This window comes from Longimicrobium sp., assembly GCF_036554565.1.
GTDB lineage: Bacteria > Gemmatimonadota > Gemmatimonadetes > Longimicrobiales > Longimicrobiaceae > Longimicrobium.
The window spans coordinates 1-17,698 of record NZ_DATBNB010000321.1 but is presented as its reverse complement, the minus strand read 5'-3'; the positions used below and the strand labels follow the sequence as shown (position 1 = coordinate 17,698).

Below are 17,698 nucleotides of genomic sequence, written 5' to 3'. Positions count from 1 at the left end.
GCCCCAGAAGGCCGATCAGCTCCTTCAGGATCTCGTCCTTGGACGAGCCCTGCAGGTCCAGGTTGATCGCGTCTTCCGTGAAGAACTCACGAAGTTCCATATGTCAAATCCCGTTGGGCAAAGCCGTTCCGTGATGTAGCCGTACAAAGAACACGGGAATGTAAGCCCCGGGTCGGGGCATGTCAAAAGAACTGAGTGAGTACCGGAGTGCGTCGGCACGGGACCTCCTGGCCCCCCGTGTTCCCCCTGTTCACCTGCTGGCGTGAACCATCCGGTTGCCGGGCCTGTGCGCGGCGGGTACATTTCCAGCCTTCCCGGCGCAGTTCCACAGGCCGTCCGCGGCCGCCCTTCCCTGATGGCGATCCCCCAGAGATGGCGTCCGACGATACACCGCTGATGCAGCAGTGGCGCGAGGTCAAGGCGCGCCACCCGGACGCGCTGATCTTCTTTCGCGTCGGTGACTTCTACGAGCTCTTCAACGAAGACGCCGTCGAGGGCTCCAAGCTCCTGGGCCTGACGCTCACCTCGCGCAACAACGGCAGCAGCAAGGCCCCGCTGGCCGGAATTCCCGTGCACGCGCTGGAAAACTACCTGCGCCGGCTGGTGGGCTTCGGCAAGCGCGTGGCCATCTGCGAGCAGGTGGAAGACCCCGCCCTCGCCAAGGGGCTGGTGCGCCGCGCGGTGACCGAAATGGTGACGCCGGGCGCCGTGTTCAGCGACGCCCTGCTGGATTCCCGCCGCAACAACTACCTGGCCGCGGTCGCCGGCGACGCGGCGGGCGAGGGCGACGTGGGCCTCGCCCTGGCGGACCTCACGACGGGCGAGCTGACAGTGCGGCGGGTGGACTGGGACGAGCTCCCCGACGTCCTGGGCATCCACCAGCCGGCCGAGCTGCTGCTGCCGCGCACCTGGGAGCTGTTTCCCCTCCCCGGGGCGGGGAAGGCGACGCTCACCTACCGTGGCGACTGGCTGTTCGATCCGCGCGGGGCGGCCGAGGAGCTGACCCGCCACTTTCGCGTCGCCAACCTGGCGGGTTACGGCTTTGAGAGCGGCGACCAGTGGCTGGCGGCGGCATGCGGCGCGCTGGTGGCGTACCTGGGCGAGGTGCAGCCCGCCGGGTTCGCCGGCCTCCGCCCCCCGCGCGTGGAGCGGCCCGGCGCCGCCATGGTGCTGGACGAGATGACGCGCCGCAACCTGGAGCTGGTCGAAACCCTGCGCGGCACCGGGATGGACGGCACGCTGCTGAAGGTGCTGGACGAGGCGTGCACGCCCATGGGCAGCCGCCTGCTGCGCCGCTGGCTGCTGGCCCCCCTGCTGAAGCCCGACCACGTGCAGGCGCGCCTGCACGCGGTGGGCGATCTGTTCGACGACGACGGGATGCGCCGCGCGGTGCGGGATGCGCTCGGCGGGGTGAAGGACCTGGAGCGGCTGGCCGTGAAGGTCGGTGCCGGCCGGGCGACGCCGCGCGAGATGCTGGCGCTCTCCGCCTCGCTGTCCCGCGTTCCCCCGCTGATCGAGGCGCTCGCGCCCGCCCGGGCCAGCATGGTGGCCGTCCTGCGCGACGGGCTGGAGGCCATGGACGACGTGCGCGGGGCCATCGACGCCGCGGTGGACCCCGAGGCCCCCGTCTCCCTGGGCGATGGCGGGGTGATCCGCCCCGGCCACCACGCCGACCTCGACGAGCTTCGCTCCATCCGCGACGGCGCCGTGGACTGGATCGCACGGCTGCAGGCCACGGAGCGCGAGCGCACGGGGATCGGCTCGCTGAAGGTGGGCTTCAACCGCGTCTTCGGGTACTACCTGGAGGTCACCCGCCTGCAGTCCGACCGCGTCCCGGCGGACTACCACCGCAAGCAGACCCTGGCCAACGCCGAGCGCTACTACACGGCCGAGCTCAAGGAGTGGGAGGAAAAGGTCCTGGGCGCCGAGGAGCGCATCGGCTCGCTGGAGCAGCGGCTGTTCGCGGAACTGCGCGAGACGGTCGCGGCCGAGGTGCCGCGCATCCAGCGGGTGGCGGACCACGTGGCGGCGCTGGACGTCCTCGCCTGCCTCGCGGAGGTGGCCGTGGTCCGCGACTTCGTGCGGCCCGTCGTGGATGGCGGATTCGCGCTGGAGATCCGCGGCGGGCGGCATCCCGTCGTCGAAACCATGATGCCGCGCGAGGACTTCATCCCCAACGACGTGAAGCTGGACGAAGCCGCGCGGGTGATGATCCTCACCGGCCCCAACATGGCCGGCAAGTCCACCACGCTGCGCCAGGTGGGGCTGATCGTCCTGCTGGCGCAGGTGGGCTCGTTCGTCCCCGCGCGGGCGGCGCACGTGGGCGTGGTGGACCGCATCTTCACCCGCGTGGGCGCGTCGGACAACCTGGTCCGCGGGCAGTCGACGTTCATGGTGGAGATGAACGAGACCGCGGCCATCCTTCACGGTGCCACCCCGCGGTCGCTGGTGCTGTTGGACGAGATCGGCCGGGGGACGAGCACCTGGGACGGCCTGTCCGTCGCCACGGCGACCACGGAGCACCTTCACGACCAGGTGGGCGCCAAGACCATCTTCGCCACGCACTACCACGAATTGACGCGGCTGGACGAGCGGCTGGACGGCGTGGTGAACTTCAGCGTGGCGGTGCGCGAGGTGGGCGAGGACATCGTCTTCCTCCGCCGTCTCGTCCCCGGCGGCGCGGACCGGTCCTACGGGGTGGAGGTGGCGCGGCTGGCCGGCCTTCCCGAAAGCGTGGTGGACCGGGCCCGGCAGATCCTGCACGAACTGGAGGAGCAGTCCGCCGCCCACGCCCGCGGCGGCGCTCCCGATCCGAACCTTCAGCTGGGGCTGTTCGACGGCGGCGGGCTGCCGCACCCGGCGGTGGAGCGGCTGCGCCAGATCGACCCCAACGCCGTCACCCCCATGCAGGCGCTCGTGCTCCTGGCGGACCTCGTGAAGCAGGCAAAGGGCTGACGCGCCGCGTCGTATCTCTATCCGCCACAGCCTACGCCGAGCTCACTTCCAGCCGTTGTAGCGGACCATTCGATGCGGTCGTCGAATGCCGTCGACGCCCACAGCCTTCACCTGCGAACTGGATGTATGATCGTGACCGACAGTAGAGCACGTCACCCGCTCAGTCCGCCCGATGCTTCGTTGCTCCACTATAAACCTCCTCCGTCGGATGTAGAACCGAAGCTCAACATCGTAGCTTGGCTAGACTTACTTGGTTTTCGCAATCGCCTCCGACGTACTGCGGGAAATCCGGTTGCCGAACTCGGGCTGATCCGAGAGTACCATCAGGTGATCACGCCGACGCTTGAGGCCTTTGCATACGAGTACGGTGAGCCGTTCCGATGGAGGACGCTGACGGACAGTGTGATCGTAGCGGGTCCCCTTTTCTCATTTCACCCCGAAAGCACTCTGGCGTATATGGTTTTGCCGGCCGCATCTGCGCAGTTCAAGCTCGCACGGCTCGGGTGGTTCCTCCGGGGCGGGATCACGATCGGCGACCTGTACATGGATGACCAAATCGTGATCGGGAATGCGATGCTCGATGCCTACGAGATGGAGGAGCAAGCAGACGTCCCAAGGGTTCTAGTGGACGAATCGATCGTGGCGATTACGAAGATCGCGCTTACGTACTACGGTGACCCGTACGAGAGTGCCGCGAATGACTTGTTTGTGATCGATACAGATCAGCGCGCATTTGTGAACTATTTGCACGCCCCGCTCAGTTTCGACTACCCTTACGACCCAATGCTCGAAATGCTCAACGAGCATCGGGTGCGTGTGGAAGACAATCTCGAAGCGAGCCGTGGTGTCCGGCGACATCATCGTAAGTATCGATGGATTGCCGCGTACCATAACTGGTTCTGTCGGCGTTATCTGCCTCGCCGAGATCACCGGGGTTTAATCATCCGGGGCGTGCGCGCCAGACCCTTCCGCACCGTCGTGGCGTCACCCGAGGAAAACTCGCTATATCCCTTCCGCGGAGATCCCTTCACAAAGATCTTGTGACGCGCCCGGCTCGCACCGGGTTGCGCGGCTCCGTCCGATCAGCCATTTTCAACCTAAGAAACGGCGTTCCCCCGGGACCAGCGGCGGGGACGCCGTGGCGTGCTTCCGGGGGCTTCCATCGCCCCTGCGCCGACCGCCGGACGCCCCTGCCCCCGCGCCGATGAACCGCCTTTCCGCCGTCCTGCTGGCCGCCGCGGCGCTCGCCGCCTGCGAGCGCGAGCCCGTCGTGGAAACGGCGCCCCGCCAGCTGACGCCGCCGCCCTTCCAGTATCCCGAAGAGCTCTGGGACGCGGGAGTGCAGGGGAAGACGGTGCTCAGCATCCGGGTGAACGAGAAGGGCACGGTCGATTCGGTAAAGGTCGACACGACCAGCGGCCACAAGGGATTCGACTCGGCCGCCGTAGCCGGCACCCGCGAGCTTCGCTTCGCCCCGGCCACCCGCGGCGGCGCCCCCGTGGCGCGGTGGGTGGTGCTGCCGGTGGAGTTCCAGATCGAGCCTTCCGATTCCGCGGCCACCGCCGCCCCCGACGCAGCGACACCATGACCACGTCAGTGCTGGACCTCGCCTTTTCGCGCCCGCGCCACGCGCGGCCGTACGGCACCGTGCTCGAGACCGTCGGGTGGACGCCGCTGATCCGCCTGAACCGCGTGGCCGAGGGCATCCGCACGCCGGTGTACGGCAAGGCCGAGTTCATGAACCCCGGCGGCAGCGTCAAGGATCGCATCGGGCCCGCGATCATCGAGGCGGCCGAGGCGGCGGGCACGCTGCGCCCCGGCGGCACCGTGGTCGAGGGGACGAGCGGCAACACCGGCGTGGGGCTGGCGCTGGCCGCCGCCATCAAGGGCTACCGCTGCATCTTCACCATCCCGGACAAGATGAGCCAGGAAAAGGTGAGGCTGCTCAAGGCCTTCGGCGCCGAGGTGATCGTCACCCCCACGGCCGTGGCGCCCGACCATCCCGACAACTACGTCATGATGGCCAAGCGCATCGCCGAGGAAACGCCCAACGCCATCCTGGCCAACCAGTTCTACAACCAGGCCAACCCCGCTGCGCACTATCGGACCACCGGGCCGGAAATCTGGGAGCAGAGCGAGGGGCGGGTGACGCACTTCGTTTCGGCGGCCGGCACCGGCGGCACCATCACCGGCGTGGGGCGCTACCTCAAGGAAAAGAACCCGGAGGTCCGCATCATCGGCGGCGATCCCGTGGGCTCCATCATCCGGGGCTACTGGGAAACGGGCGTAAAGCCCGAGTCGGCGCCGTACAAGGTGGAGGGGATCGGGCAGGACAAGATCCCGGGGACCCTGGACATGTCCATCGTCGACGAGTGGCGCTCGGTGGACGACCGTTCGGCGATGACCATGGCCCGGCGGCTGACCCGCGAGGAGGGGCTGTTCGTGGGCGGCAGCACCGGGCTGATCGCCCACCTGGCGCTGGAACTGGCGCGCGAGATCGACGACCCGGAGGCGCTGGTGGTGTGCCTGCTGTGCGACACGGGCGAGCGCTACCTGTCGAAGGTGTTCAACGACGAGTGGATGCGCGAAAACCAGCTGCTGGAGCCGGCCCGCGTGCGAGCGGCCGACATGGTGGCCGGCAAGAGTGACGGGGCGCCGCGGCAGATCGTCTCGGTGGCGCCGGAAACCCCGGTGCGGCAGGCGCTGGGGCTCATCACCCAGCACGACGTGTCGCAGCTTCCCGTGGTGGCCGAGGGCGACTGCGTGGGCCACCTGGCCGAGACCACGCTGATGGCCCGCGTGCTCGAGGACATGACGCTCCTGGACAAGTCGGTGCAGCACCTGATGGACCCGCCGCTGCCGGTGGTGGACGCGCACGTGGACCTGCCGGGGGTGGCGCGGCTGCTGTCGCGCCAGAACCCGGCGGTGCTGGTGCGCCGCAACGGACGGCTGGAGGGGATCATCACCCGCCACGACGTGCTGCGGTACATGACGGCGGGGCGGTAGGCGAGGCGGTCTGGACGGGGCGCGGCCGTTCGGCTGCGCCAGGGGTTCCCCGCGCGGAGGTTCCGCCGGGGGAAAATGTGTTTCCCGGCCTTGGGCCGGCGGCGGCGGCAATCGTGAACATTGACGTTTGTTCCGATGCTGTTACAATTCGGGTCTGCCCGCCGCACCCGAAGTTCGGTAAGCTCATGCGGTCCCGGCCGGAGCGGCGGGGCAGTCACGCACATTCATCCTGGGGATATACCACATGAAACACTGCTGGAGGGCGGCAAGCCTCCTGCTGTGCGCGCTGGTGCTGGCCCTTGCGCTGCCGGGCGGTGCCCACGCGCAGGGAGCCGTCGCCGGTGCCATCAGCGGCCGTGTCACCTCGGCCGAGGCCGAGGGGATCGCGGGAGCTCAGATCACCATCCGCAACCAGTCCACGGGCCTGGTGCGCACGGTGGTCACGCGCGAAGACGGACGCTACCGCGTGCCGGCCCTTCCCATCGGCGGGCCGTACACGGTGAGCATCACCGCCATCGGGCGGGCGCCGCAGCAGCGGGGCGGCCTGCAGGTGGCCCTGGGCCAGGACCTGCGGGTAGACTTCGAGCTGGCCACGCAGGCCCTGGTGCTGGAAGGCATCACGGTGCAGGCCCAGCGCAACCCGGTGCTGTCGCCCACCAACAAGGGGCTCGGCACGGCCATCTCCGACACGGCCATCCAGCGGCTTCCCACGCTGAACCGCAACTTCACCGACTTCGTGCGGCTGGCGCCCCAGGTGTCGAGCAGCGGCCCCGGCCTTTCGGGCGGCGGCGTGAACAACCGGTTCAACAACATCCAGATCGACGGCGCCAGCGCCAACGACCTGTTCGGCCTGGGCACCACCGGCCAGCCGGGCGGCCAGGCGGGCGGCAAGTCCATCTCGGTGGAGTCGGTGAAGGAGTACCAGATCCTGCTGTCGCCCTTCGACGTGCGGCAGGGCAACTTCGCCGGCCTGCTGGTGAACGCGGTGACCAAGAGCGGTACCAACGACCTCACCGGCTCCGCGTACTACTACACGCGCAACGAGGACCTGGCGCGCGAGCAGGACTACATCCAGAAGTACGAGCAGACGCAGTACGGCTTCTCGCTGGGCGGCCCCGTCATCCGCGACCGGCTTCACTTCTTCGTGAACCCCGAGTGGCAGGACCGGACCACGCCGGCGACCGGCCCCTTCTTCGGGCAGGACACCTCGGCCAACCCCAAGGTGCTGATCAGCCCGGCCCAGCTGGACTCGTTCACCACCATCCTGAACGGCTACGGCATCGAGCCCGGCAGCACGGGGCAGGTGAACAACACCAACCCCCTGGGCAACTTCTTCGGCCGGCTCGACCTGCAGCTGCCGGAGCTGAACAGCCGGATGGTGCTGCGCCACAACTACGTTCGCGCCGAGGACGACAACTTCAGCCGCTCGTCGAGCGTCTTCAGCCTGTCGAGCAACGGCTACTTCTTCGAGTCGACGAGCAACTCGACGGTGGGCCAGCTGTTCACCAACTTCACGCCCGACCTGTACAACGAGCTGATCGTCGGCCTGAACACCATCCGCGACTCGCGCACGCCCAACGTCCGCGCGCCGCAGATCACCGTAGACATGGGCACGCAGGACCTGCGCGCCGGCGGTGAGGCGAGCTCGCAGGGCAATACGCTGGACCAGGACATCTTCGAGATCACGAACAACCTGAGCTGGCAGCTGGGCCCGCACCGGCTGGACTTCGGCTTCAAGAGCGAGTTCTACCACATCGACAACTTCTTCGCCCAGAACTCGTTCGGCACCTACGAGTTCCCGAGCCTGGCGGCGTTCGCGGCGGGCAACCCGAACAGCTTCACGCTGGCGGCCAACCCGCGGGACCCCACGGCCTCGCTCCCGCATGCGATGTTCGACGCGTCGCAGCTGAGCTTCTGGGTGCAGGACCAGTTCGAGCCCAGCGAGCGCCTGTCGCTGACCTTCGGCATCCGCGGCGACCGCCCGGTGATCGAGGACCGCCCGCTGTTCACGGCGGTGGTGGACTCGGTGTTCGGCCGCCGCACCGACCAGGTGCCCTCGGGCAACCTGCAGCTGTCGCCCCGCGTGGGCTTCAACTGGGACGTGACCGGCGACAGCCGCACGCAGCTTCGCGGCGGGGTGGGCGTGTTCGTGGGACGCCCGGCGTTCGTGCTGCTGGGCAACGCCTTCCAGAACAACGGCACCGGCATCGCCCTGCTCACCTGCAACGGCACCGCCGGGCGCACGGCGCCCAAGTTCAGCCCGAACCCGGCCACGCAGCCCACGGCCTGCGGCAACGGGCAGGGGCTGGCCAGCGGCATCATCGGCCAGGTGAACCTGGTGGACGACGACCTCCGCTTCCCGGCGACCCTCCGTGCCTCGCTGGCGTTCGACCACGAGCTTCCGGGCGGCTTCGTCGCCTCGCTCGAGGGCCTCTACACGCAGGCTTCGGAGCAGTTCTTCTACCAGGACATCAACCTGAAGAGCCCCGGCGGGCTGGTGGACGCCAACGGGCTGCCGATCACCGACCGCAACGGGCGGACGATGTTCGGCACCATCGCGGCGAACGGCACCGCGACGGCGTCGCGCGTGTCGGAGCGGTTCACGCAGGTGGTGGACGTGATGAACCAGTCCAACGACTGGGCGTACAACCTGACGGCCGGCCTGCAGCGCCGCTTCCAGGGCGGGCTGGAGATGCGTGCCTTCTACACGCACACGCGGGCTCGCGACGTGATCTCGGCCACCAGCAGCACGGCCCAGTCGCAGTACCGCTTCGGCCGCGTGCTCAGCGGGCCGCACACCGACCGCTCGGTGAGCATCTCGGCGTTCGACCAGCCGCACCGCATCTCGCTGTCGGGCGTGTACAACCTGCCGTGGGACCGCTTCCCCACGTCGCTGTCGGTGATCTACAGCGGCACCTCGGGCGATCCGTTCACCTACGTGTACGGTGCCAGCAGCTCCACCCGCGGCGACCTGAACGCCGACGGCTTCAACGGCAACGACCCGCTGTACGTGCCGCTGAACGCGCTGGACCCGAACGAGATCCGGTTCCAGACGCTGACGTCGAACAACATCACCTACACCCCCGCCCAGCAGGCGGAGGCGTTCGAGCAGTTCATCAAGGAGTCGAACTGCCTGAGCGAGCAGCGCGGCCGGATCCTGAAGCGCAACACCTGCCGCAACGGCTGGAGAAACTCCGTCGACGTTTCGCTGCGCCAGGCGGTGCCCACCTTCGGGCGCCAGAACTTCTCGGTTCAGGTGGACGTGTTCAACTTCCTGAACATGCTCAACGAGGACTGGGGCATTCAGCGCAGCGCCGCCAGCCAGTCGACGGCCAACCTGCTGACCCACGTGGGCCAGTCGAGCGCCGACGTCCGCACGGCGGTTCCGGTGGTGCAGTTCAACCCCACGTTCCAGCAGTTCCTGACGGAATCGCTGAGTTCGAACTACCAGATCCAGCTTTCGGGCCGCTACAGCTTCTAGGCCGAACGGATCAGGACGCAAGAAAAGCGGGGCGGCTTCGGCCGCCCCGCTTTCGTTCGTCCCCACCTCGCTCCCGAGCGCGCAGAACAGCCCGCGGCCGTCACCGGCCGCGGGCTGTTTCGTGCCGGCCAGGTGCCGAGGCTCAGTCCACCGCGCCGAAGGCGAGGGCCGCGTTGATGCCGCCGAAGCCGAAGGAGTTGGAAACCACCGTGCGTACGGGCATGGTGGCTCCTTCGCCGGTGACGTAGTCCAAATCGCACTCGTCGCCCGCGCGCTCCAGGTTCAGCGTCGGGGGCACCCAGCCGCGCTGGATGGAAAGCGCCGAGATCGCGGCTTCCAGCGCCCCCGTCGCGCCCAGGCAGTGGGCGTGGTAGCCCTTGGTGCCGCTGACCTTCAGCCCGTCGGCGTGCTCGCCGAACACGTCGCGGATCACCCGCGACTCGGTGCTGTCGTTCAGCGGGGTCGACGAGCCGTGGGCGTTGATCACGTCCACCTCCCCCGGCTGCAGCCCGCCCGTGCGCAGGGCCGCGCGCATGGCCCGCGCCGCCTGGCTGCCATCGGGGCGCGGCGCCGTCATGTGGTGCGCGTCGTTGCTGGTGCCGTATCCCCGCACCTCGGCGTAGATGCGGGCTCCGCGCGCGCGGGCGTGCTCCAGCTCTTCCAGCACCAGCACGGCGGCGCCCTCGCCCATCACGAAGCCGTCGCGGTCGGCGTCGAAGGGGCGCGAGGCGCGCGACGGGTCGTCGTTGCGGGTAGACATGGCGCGGATGATGGCGAAGGCGCCGTAGCAGAGCGGGGCCAGCGGAGCCTCCACGCCGCCGGCGATCACCACGTCGGCCTCGCCGGCGCGGATGGCGCGCCATCCGTCGCCGATGGCGATGGCGCCCGAGGCGCAGCTCATCCCGTTGGTGGAGTTGATGCCGGTGAAGCCGAACTCGATGGCCACGTTGCACGAGGCGGCCCCGTTGAACACCGCCAGCGCCAGCATGGGGTCCACCCCGCGGACGCCCTTGTGCACGTAGCCGGTGAACTGGTTTTCGCCGTAGGCCACGCCGCCGAGCGCGCTTCCCATCAGCACGCCCACGCGGTCGGGGTCTTCCGAGCCGGGGTCGAGCGCGGCGTCCTCGATGGCCTGCCGCGACGCCGCCAGCGAGAACTGCGCGTACCGCTCGGTGCGGCGCGCGCGGTTGCGGTCCATGTAGTCCGTCGGCTCGAAGTCGTTCACCTGGGCGGCGATGTGCGAGCGGAAGGGCGACGGGTCGAAGCGGTCGATCTTGCGGACCGCGCTTTCCCGCTTCCGCAGCCCCTCCCAGAACCCCTCGACGCCGCTGCCGATGGGGGTGATGGCGCCGATCCCGGTGATGACGACACGGCGCGCGCCGCTGTGGCTGGACTCGCTCATGAACCGCAGGCCGGTAGACTGAAAGAACGAGGCGCGGGAGGTGGCGTCTGCCGCTCCCGCGCCGTACGCAGGGACTCGCGCGTCCCTGTACCCCACACGTGCCGCGAGGTGCGCCTCAGCCGCCCTCCAGGTGCCGCTTGATCCCCGCCAGCGTGCGCGAGGCCACGTGGTGGATGAAGACGGGCCCGATCACCGCGCCGGCCACCGCGCGGCGGGCGGGGGAGGGAAGGGGCCAGCGCGGGCCCTGCTTCCATCCGTGGACGATGCGCACCAGCGTGCGGCCATCCGGCTGGGGATGAAAGGTCCACTCCACGTCCATCCCGGTGGTGATGCCGTCCACGTGCCGGTAGACGACGGCGGGCCGCCCGGCATCCAGGTGCATCTCCGACACCCACCACACGGGCCAGGGCAGGGGCCCGAACCCGCGGCGCGCCGCCATCTCCACGCGTCCCGTGCCGAACCCGTCGCGCCGCTGGAAGCGCACGTACCTGTAATGCGGCAGCCACTCCGGCCACCGCTCCACGTCCGCGCCCGCGCGGAAGCACGCGTCCACGGGCGCGCGGATGAGGATTTCGTCGACGGTGTACACGGGGGAAAGTGCGTGAGTGCGTTAGTGCGTTAGTGCGTTAGTGCTTTAGTGCGAAAGTGCGAAAGTGCGAAAGTGCGAAAGTGCGAAAGTGCGAAAGTGCGAAAGTGCGAAAGTGCGAAAGTGCGGGGCCGGTCGAGACCCCGCCGCCCGCGCGATGTCATCCCGACGGAGCGGCCAAGGCGAACCAGCCGCCGCACCGTTGACAGCAGCGACTGAGGGATCCGCCACACACTCTGCTCGCCGCACCATCGCCCGGCCAGCGCCCAATCCCGGCTCCCCCGTCGACCGACAGGAACGCTGGTTGCTCCGGCCGGGTATCCACAACCAGCATCACGACCCCGACTTCACCGAACGCGTGGACGATAGGTGATGATGAACCACCTCCGCATTCCCCTGCTCGCGCTGACCGCCGCCCTCGCGGCGTGCGGCGGCCGAGGCGAGCCGTCGACCGCCCGAACGGATGCGCCGAAGCAGGCCCCGGCCGACGGCCAGGCGCCCGCCGCGCGCATCCAGCGGCCGGCGCCGGGCACCGGCCAGCCGGTGGACGTCACGAATCCCGCGCTTCCCGCGCCTCGCCGCGACGGCACACCGCAGCCTGCAGCGGCGCCGGGCCAGCCCACGCCAGGACAGACGGCGCCCGCTGCGGCGCGGAGTTCGGATCGCGCGGCGGAGATCCTGACGCGGGTGGAGCAGGCGGCCAACGGCATCCGCTCGCTCGAGGCGGACTTCACGCAGACGCTGAATGTGCCGCTGCTGGGCAGCAACCAGCGCAGCGCGGGCAAGCTGTACCAGCGCAAGCCCGACCGCTTCCTGATGCGCTTCAGCGATCCGGACGGCGACGTGATCGTGGCGGACGGGCGGTATTTCTGGCTGTACTATCCCAGCAGCGACCGCACGCAGGTCATCCGGACCAGCATCGCCGAGGGCGGGCAGAGCGTGGACCTGCAGCAGCAGTTCCTCAGCAATCCCAACCAGCGCTTCGTCGCCACCCTCGCGGGCGACGAGTCCGTGGCTGGGCGGTCGGCGTACGTGCTGACGCTGGTGCCGCGCGGCGCCTCGGCGTACAAGATCCTCAAGATCTGGGTGGACAAGGAGGATTACCTGGTCCGCCGCTTCGAGATGACCGAGGAGAACGAGTCCGTCCGCCGCGTGGAGTTGCGGAACGTCCGCACCAATCACGCGTTGGCGAACAGCCTCTTCACCTTCACGCCCCCCGCCGGCGCGCAGATAATCCAGCAGTGACCTGATCGGCGGATGATGAACGCGAGGCCCTCTCCCGGATTGCGGGGGAGGGCCTCGTCCCGTTTTCAGGAGGATAGCCCCCAAGCCTGGAGCCCGCGATCGAATTCTCCCCTCTCCGCATGCGCAGCATGCGGGGAGGGGCCGGGGGAGGGGCCACCCGCGGCATGCATCGGCAGTCGTTCGAAGCGCGCCCAAGCCCCGCCGCCGTCACCCGCGAAACACATCGCTGCCCTGGGTTTGGGTGACCGCTGCCGCGCCCGGGTTTGTACGTGTCCGCGGTTAGATCCTTCGGCCCGCGTGGTACCGTGACGCGGCGGGTGCGGTGCGCCTGGGCCTCAGGATGACAGGGTTTGGTCGCGGGGAGCGCGGCTGGCGGCGGTCTGCGTGATTCTGCTGGGCCGTCTGCTTGCCCCGCGCGCGGCACCCGGCCTACATTGGCGCGGAGACAATGAACTGCTACGGAGCGACTTACGCATGGCCAAGACATCCAGCTTCGACATCACCTCCAGCGTAGACCTGCAGGAGGTGGACAACGCCGTGAACCAGGCGACCAAGGAAGTCGCGCAGCGCTACGACTTCAAGGGCGCCACGGTAGAGATCGATTTCAGCAAGAAGGACGGCACGCTCAAGCTGCTCGCCGACGACGAGTACAAGATGACGGCGCTGATCGACATCATCCAGAGCAAGCTGATCAAGCGCGGCGTGCCCATCCGCAACCTGGACTACGGCGAGGTGGAGCAGGCGTTCGGCGGCAAGGCGCGCCAGACGATCACCCTGGTGCAGAGCATCAGCACCGAAAAGGGCAAGGAGATCGTCAAGTCCATCAAGGAAGCGGGTTTCAAGAAGGTGAACGCGCAGATCCAGGACGAGCAGGTGCGCGTGACGGCGCCCTCCATCGACGACCTGCAGGCCGTGATCGCCCACCTGAAGAAGCAGGACTTCGGGCTGGAGCTGGCGTTCGGCAACTACCGCTAGCCGGTGGTGGGGATGAAGCGACGCGTGCCGTCCCGAGTTCGTGGGGACGGCACGCGTTCATCCACGGGGAAGGGTCAGTTCAGGCCGTCGGTGTGGTCGCCCTGCGCGGAGTCCTGGCGGGCCTCGGCCTTTTCCTCGGCGGCCTCTTCCGTGTCGCCCGAGCGGGCCTCTTCGGCCGCTTCGTTGTTGTGGTCTTCGGCGTTGTCGTTGCAGGCGGCGGCGCCGAGCGAGAGCACGGCGAGCAGCGCGGCCATCCAGAATCGATTCTTCATTCGTACCAGCCCAGGTAGATTTTGAGATGTCTGTAACTCCGGCGGCACGAGAAGGCAATAACGCGGCCAGTGCCGCCCTCTTCCGCCGCGCCTGTGAGGTGATCCCCGGCGGGGTCAACTCGCCGGTACGGGCGTTCCGGGCGGTGGGCGGCGAGCCGTTCTTCGTCGATCGCGCGGCGGGCTCGCGCATCTGGGACGTGGACGGCAACGAGTACATCGACTACGTGCTGTCGTGGGGCCCCATGATCCTGGGCCACGCGCATCCCGCCGTCATCCAGGCAATCACCGAGGCGGCGGGGCGCGGCACCTCGTACGGCGCGCCGACGGAGGCCGAGGTGCAGCTGGCCGAGGCGGTGCGGGAGTTCTTTCCGTCGATGGAGCGCATCCGCCTGGTGAACAGCGGTACGGAGGCGACGATGAGCGCCGTCCGCCTCGCGCGCGGCTTCACCGGGCGCGAGATGATGCTGAAGTTCGAGGGCCACTACCACGGCCACGGCGACTCGTTCCTGGTCAAAGCCGGGTCGGGCGTCGCGACGCTGGGCCTCCCGAACTCGCCCGGCGTTCCGGCGGATCTCTCCAAACTGACGCTCACGGCGCCGTTCAACGACCTGGAGGCGGTGGAGACGGCGTTCCGCGCACACCCGGGAAAGATCGCCTGCGTGATCCTGGAGCCGGTCGTGGGCAACGCGGGCTTCCTGCCGCCGGACGAGGGCTTTCTCCACGGGCTTCGGCGCATTACCGAGGAGCACGGCACCCTGCTGATCTTCGACGAGGTGATGACGGGCTTTCGCGTTGCCCCCGGCGGTGCGCAGGAGCTGTTCGGCATCCGCCCGGACCTGACGACGCTGGGCAAGGTGATCGGCGGCGGGCTTCCCGTCGGCGCGTACGGCGGACGGGCGGACGTGATGGACCACGTGGCGCCTGTGGGACCCGTCTACCAGGCGGGGACGCTCTCCGGCAATCCCCTGGCGATGGCGGCCGGGCTGGCGCAGCTGAAGATCCTGCGCGAAGAGAACCCGTATCCCGAGCTGCAGCGGAAGACGAAGCGGCTGGTTGAGGGGCTGCTGGCGAACGGCGCCGAGATGGGCGTGCCCATGTGCGGAGGCAGCTACGGCTCCATGTGGGGCGTATTCCTTGCGGCGGGGCCGGTACGCACCTTCGAAGACGCGAAGGGCTCCGACGTGGACACGTTCCGCCGCTTCTTCCATGCGGCGCTGCAGCGGGGCGTGTTCTTCGCGCCCTCCGCGTTCGAGGCCGGGTTCCTGTCTACCGCCCACACCGATCAGGATGTCGAAGAAACCATCTCCCGCGCCCGTGACGCACTCCGCTTTGCGCTGGCGTAAGCTGGCGGGCGCCCTGGCGCTCGCCGTCCTCGGCGCCTGCGCGCCGCGTGGCCCGCGGGTGCCCACGGTGCCCGTCGTGGTCATCCGCGACACGGTAACGTCACCCACCCGTCCGCCGCGCGACACGGTGTCCATCCCCGCGACGCCCACGGCAGACACGGCCGCGTTCCCCGAGGCCCTGCTTGCGCCACGGGTGCGCGTGGGCCTGGTGGTCGACACGGCGCGCATCGAGATCACCTCCGCCGGCGCGTTCTCCGTGCTGACGGACGCGGGGCAGGAGATCGCCAGCCTGGGCGCCGGCGCCACGGCCACGTTCACGGACGCCGGGGGCACCATCACGCTTGCGAGCCGCACGGGTGCGAGCGGGGGCGGGCCGGGCGGCGCCGGGCTGCGCGCGCCGCTGGTCGTCCGCCCGGCCGAGCAGCACGGCACGCTTTCGGTAAAGGGCCAGGCGTACCGCGGAGAGCTGGTGGTGCAGGACGCGCCGCGCGGCGGGCTGACCGTGGTCAACCGCCTGGACATGGAAACGTACCTGCTGGGCGTGGTGCCGCGCGAAATCGGCAACGTGCAGGCCGACGTGTTCGAGGCGGTGAAGGCGCAGGCGGTGGCGGCCCGCACGTACGCCGCCATCTACATGGGGCGGCGGTCGGCGCAGGGGTTCGACGTGTACGCCACGGTGGAAGACCAGGTGTACGGCGGACAGGCGGCGGAGTACGCGCTGGCTTCCCGCGCCGTGCGCGAAACGGCGGGCGAGATCATCACGTACAACGGCGAGCCCATCACCGCCTACTACCACAGCACCTGCGCCGGCCAGACGGCGGCCATCCACGAGGTGTGGAACAACGCGCCCATCCCGTACCTGGTGGCGGTCCGCGACGTAGACCCGCGCACCGGCGAGGCGTACGACAAGGTGAGCAGCCGCTTCCGCTGGACGGAGCGGTGGACGCACGATCAGCTGGTGGGCATCCTGAACCGCACGATGGCCGATTCGCTGCGCGGCCGGCGCATCACCCGCATTCACGACATGCGCGTGCTGGAGCGCACCGCGTCGGACCGGATCCGCGCGATGCGCCTGGCGACGGACGCGGGCACGTTCACGCTGGGCAAGGACCGCATCCGGTGGATTCTGACGCCCGCGTCGCGCGCCGGCATCCTGAACAGCAGCAAGTTCGACGTGAGGCTGGTGCGCGAGGGCGGGCGGGTGACGGAGATCGTGGCGGAGGGTGGCGGCTGGGGCCACGGCATCGGCATGTGCCAGGTAGGCGCCATGGGCCGCGCCCGCGCCGGGCAGGACTACCGGACAATCCTGCGCGCCTACTATCCGGGCACGCAGATCATCGACCGGTACTGAGCCCCGGCGCAAAGAGCCCACACGGGACGGTGTCATCCTGAGGCCCAGGCGCGCCACACCTGCCCGCAGCACAGGCGTCGCGGGCCGAAGGATCTAGCCGCGGAAGGGAAACAAGCCCGGGCGCGGCAGCGGTCTCCGTAGCCGAGGCCTCGGCTGCCGTGGGGCCCTCACCCGTCCTCGCTTATGCTCGTCCACCCTCTCCCACAAACAGCGTGGGAGAGGGGGTACACTTCGGGCTAGGGTGCGTCAGGCTGGGCTCGGTGCGACGGCGGGCGCCCCCCATCCCCAACCCTTCCCCCGCAAACTGCGCGGGGGAAGGGAGCCAGTCGAGCGCGCGAGGCCAGCCGGCGCGCAATCGAATTCTCCTCTCCCCGATGGGGTTTATGGGGGAGAGGCCGGGAGAGGGGGGCCACCGCGGCCTGCGCCGACCTCAGTCGCCCCGCGATCGAAGTTCCCCCCTCTCCCGCGCCGTTTGCGGGGGAGGGGCCGGGGGAGGGGGAACCGCAACCACACGAACGACCACGAGATGCCCCGCAGCACATCGATCTGGATCGTCCTCGCCGCGGCGCTGTTCGCCTTGCCCGCTCACGCGCAGGACGCGGCGGACTACGAGTACGAGAACCTGGTCCTCACCGGCGTGGGGGCTCACGTGAGCGTGGTGTTCCCCTCGCGTTCCGAGGCTACGCTCGGGTTCAATCTGCGCGCTGACCTGGGGCTGCTTGGCCCCAACCTGCGCATTGCCCCGGGCCTCACCTACTGGCAGGCATCGTTTCGCGGGGGCGAGGTAGACCGCATCGAGGAGCGGATCGAGGCGTCGTGCGAGCGGGGCGGCAGCCCGTGCTCGGGCATCGACCTGGGCACCATCCGGGTCAGCGACCTTTCGCTCGATCTCGACGCCCACTACCTGTGGACCACCGCGCTCGGCATCGAGCCGTACGCCGGGGCGGGGGTGTCGCTGCACCTGCAGAACGGCAGCGGCGAGGTCATCGAGAACACGTTCGTCGAAGAACTGCTGGACCAGGTGGCGCCGGGGCTGAACCTCGTGGCCGGCGCGGAGATGCCCCTGGCCGGCAACCTCCGCG

The 17,698-nt window shown here is 69.2% G+C and carries 13 protein-coding genes; 10 read left to right on the top strand and 3 right to left on the bottom strand.

Going from position 1 to position 17,698, the window contains the following annotated elements:
- Positions 1–372 precede the first annotated feature (372 nt).
- The 5 genes from mutS (at position 373) to VIB55_RS08870 (ending at position 9,442) form a co-directional block, all read left to right on the top strand.
- Positions 373–2,955 carry a DNA mismatch repair protein MutS gene (gene mutS, locus VIB55_RS08890; protein WP_331876306.1) on the top strand — a complete coding sequence of 861 codons (2,583 nt, stop codon included), beginning with the start codon at positions 373–375 and terminating at the stop codon, positions 2,953–2,955.
- 126 nt (positions 2,956–3,081) lie between these two features.
- Positions 3,082–3,999, top strand: coding sequence for a hypothetical protein (locus VIB55_RS08885; protein ID WP_331876305.1), 918 nt, complete (start codon positions 3,082–3,084; stop codon positions 3,997–3,999).
- 160 nt (positions 4,000–4,159) lie between these two features.
- Positions 4,160–4,543: an energy transducer TonB gene (locus VIB55_RS08880; protein ID WP_331876304.1), complete on the top strand. Its 384-nt coding sequence runs from the start codon at positions 4,160–4,162 to the stop codon at positions 4,541–4,543.
- The gene (locus tag VIB55_RS08875) at positions 4,540–5,961 is read left to right on the top strand and encodes a pyridoxal-phosphate dependent enzyme (protein WP_331876303.1); all 1,422 of its coding nucleotides are present in this window, start codon (positions 4,540–4,542) and stop codon (positions 5,959–5,961) included. The genes VIB55_RS08880 and VIB55_RS08875 overlap by 4 nt, the downstream gene beginning before the upstream one ends.
- A gap of 244 nt (positions 5,962–6,205) precedes the next feature.
- On the top strand, positions 6,206–9,442 hold the full coding sequence (locus VIB55_RS08870; RefSeq protein WP_331876302.1) for a TonB-dependent receptor: 3,237 nt from the start codon (positions 6,206–6,208) through the stop codon (positions 9,440–9,442).
- A gap of 142 nt (positions 9,443–9,584) precedes the next feature.
- Here the strand turns inward: VIB55_RS08870 and fabF are convergent, their stop codons facing one another.
- On the bottom strand, positions 9,585–10,844 hold the full coding sequence (gene fabF, locus VIB55_RS08865; RefSeq protein WP_331876301.1) for a beta-ketoacyl-ACP synthase II: 1,260 nt from the start codon (positions 10,842–10,844) through the stop codon (positions 9,585–9,587).
- 115 nt (positions 10,845–10,959) lie between these two features.
- Positions 10,960–11,433 carry a type II toxin-antitoxin system RatA family toxin gene (locus tag VIB55_RS08860; protein WP_331876300.1) on the bottom strand — a complete coding sequence of 158 codons (474 nt, stop codon included), beginning with the start codon at positions 11,431–11,433 and terminating at the stop codon, positions 10,960–10,962.
- Positions 11,434–11,802: 369 nt separating this feature from the next.
- Between VIB55_RS08860 and lolA the strand changes: the two genes are divergently transcribed.
- Entirely contained in the window at positions 11,803–12,675 is an 873-nt protein-coding gene (lolA, locus tag VIB55_RS08855) for an outer membrane lipoprotein chaperone LolA (RefSeq protein ID WP_331876299.1), read from the top strand.
- A 474-nt stretch (positions 12,676–13,149) separates the two neighbouring features.
- Complete coding sequence (locus VIB55_RS08850; protein ID WP_331023657.1) at positions 13,150–13,650, top strand: YajQ family cyclic di-GMP-binding protein; 501 nt, start codon at positions 13,150–13,152, stop codon at positions 13,648–13,650.
- Positions 13,651–13,724: 74 nt separating this feature from the next.
- On the opposite strand, the gene VIB55_RS08845 is transcribed toward VIB55_RS08850, so the two are convergent.
- Positions 13,725–13,922 (bottom strand): hypothetical protein, encoded by a 198-nt coding sequence (locus VIB55_RS08845; RefSeq protein WP_331876298.1) that lies wholly within the window; start codon positions 13,920–13,922, stop codon positions 13,725–13,727.
- Positions 13,923–13,948: 26 nt separating this feature from the next.
- Here VIB55_RS08845 and hemL point away from each other — a divergent pair, with 26 nt between their 5' ends.
- The 3 genes from hemL to VIB55_RS08830 all read left to right on the top strand — a co-directional run.
- A complete protein-coding gene (gene hemL, locus VIB55_RS08840) occupies positions 13,949–15,265 on the top strand; it encodes a glutamate-1-semialdehyde 2,1-aminomutase (RefSeq protein WP_331876297.1) in 1,317 nt (438 codons plus the stop codon).
- A complete protein-coding gene (locus VIB55_RS08835; protein ID WP_331876296.1) occupies positions 15,237–16,616 on the top strand; it encodes a SpoIID/LytB domain-containing protein in 1,380 nt (459 codons plus the stop codon). Before hemL ends, VIB55_RS08835 begins: the two co-directional genes overlap by 29 nt.
- A gap of 526 nt (positions 16,617–17,142) precedes the next feature.
- On the top strand, positions 17,143–17,698 hold a 556-nt coding region (locus VIB55_RS08830), incomplete at its 3' end, for a hypothetical protein (RefSeq protein WP_331876295.1).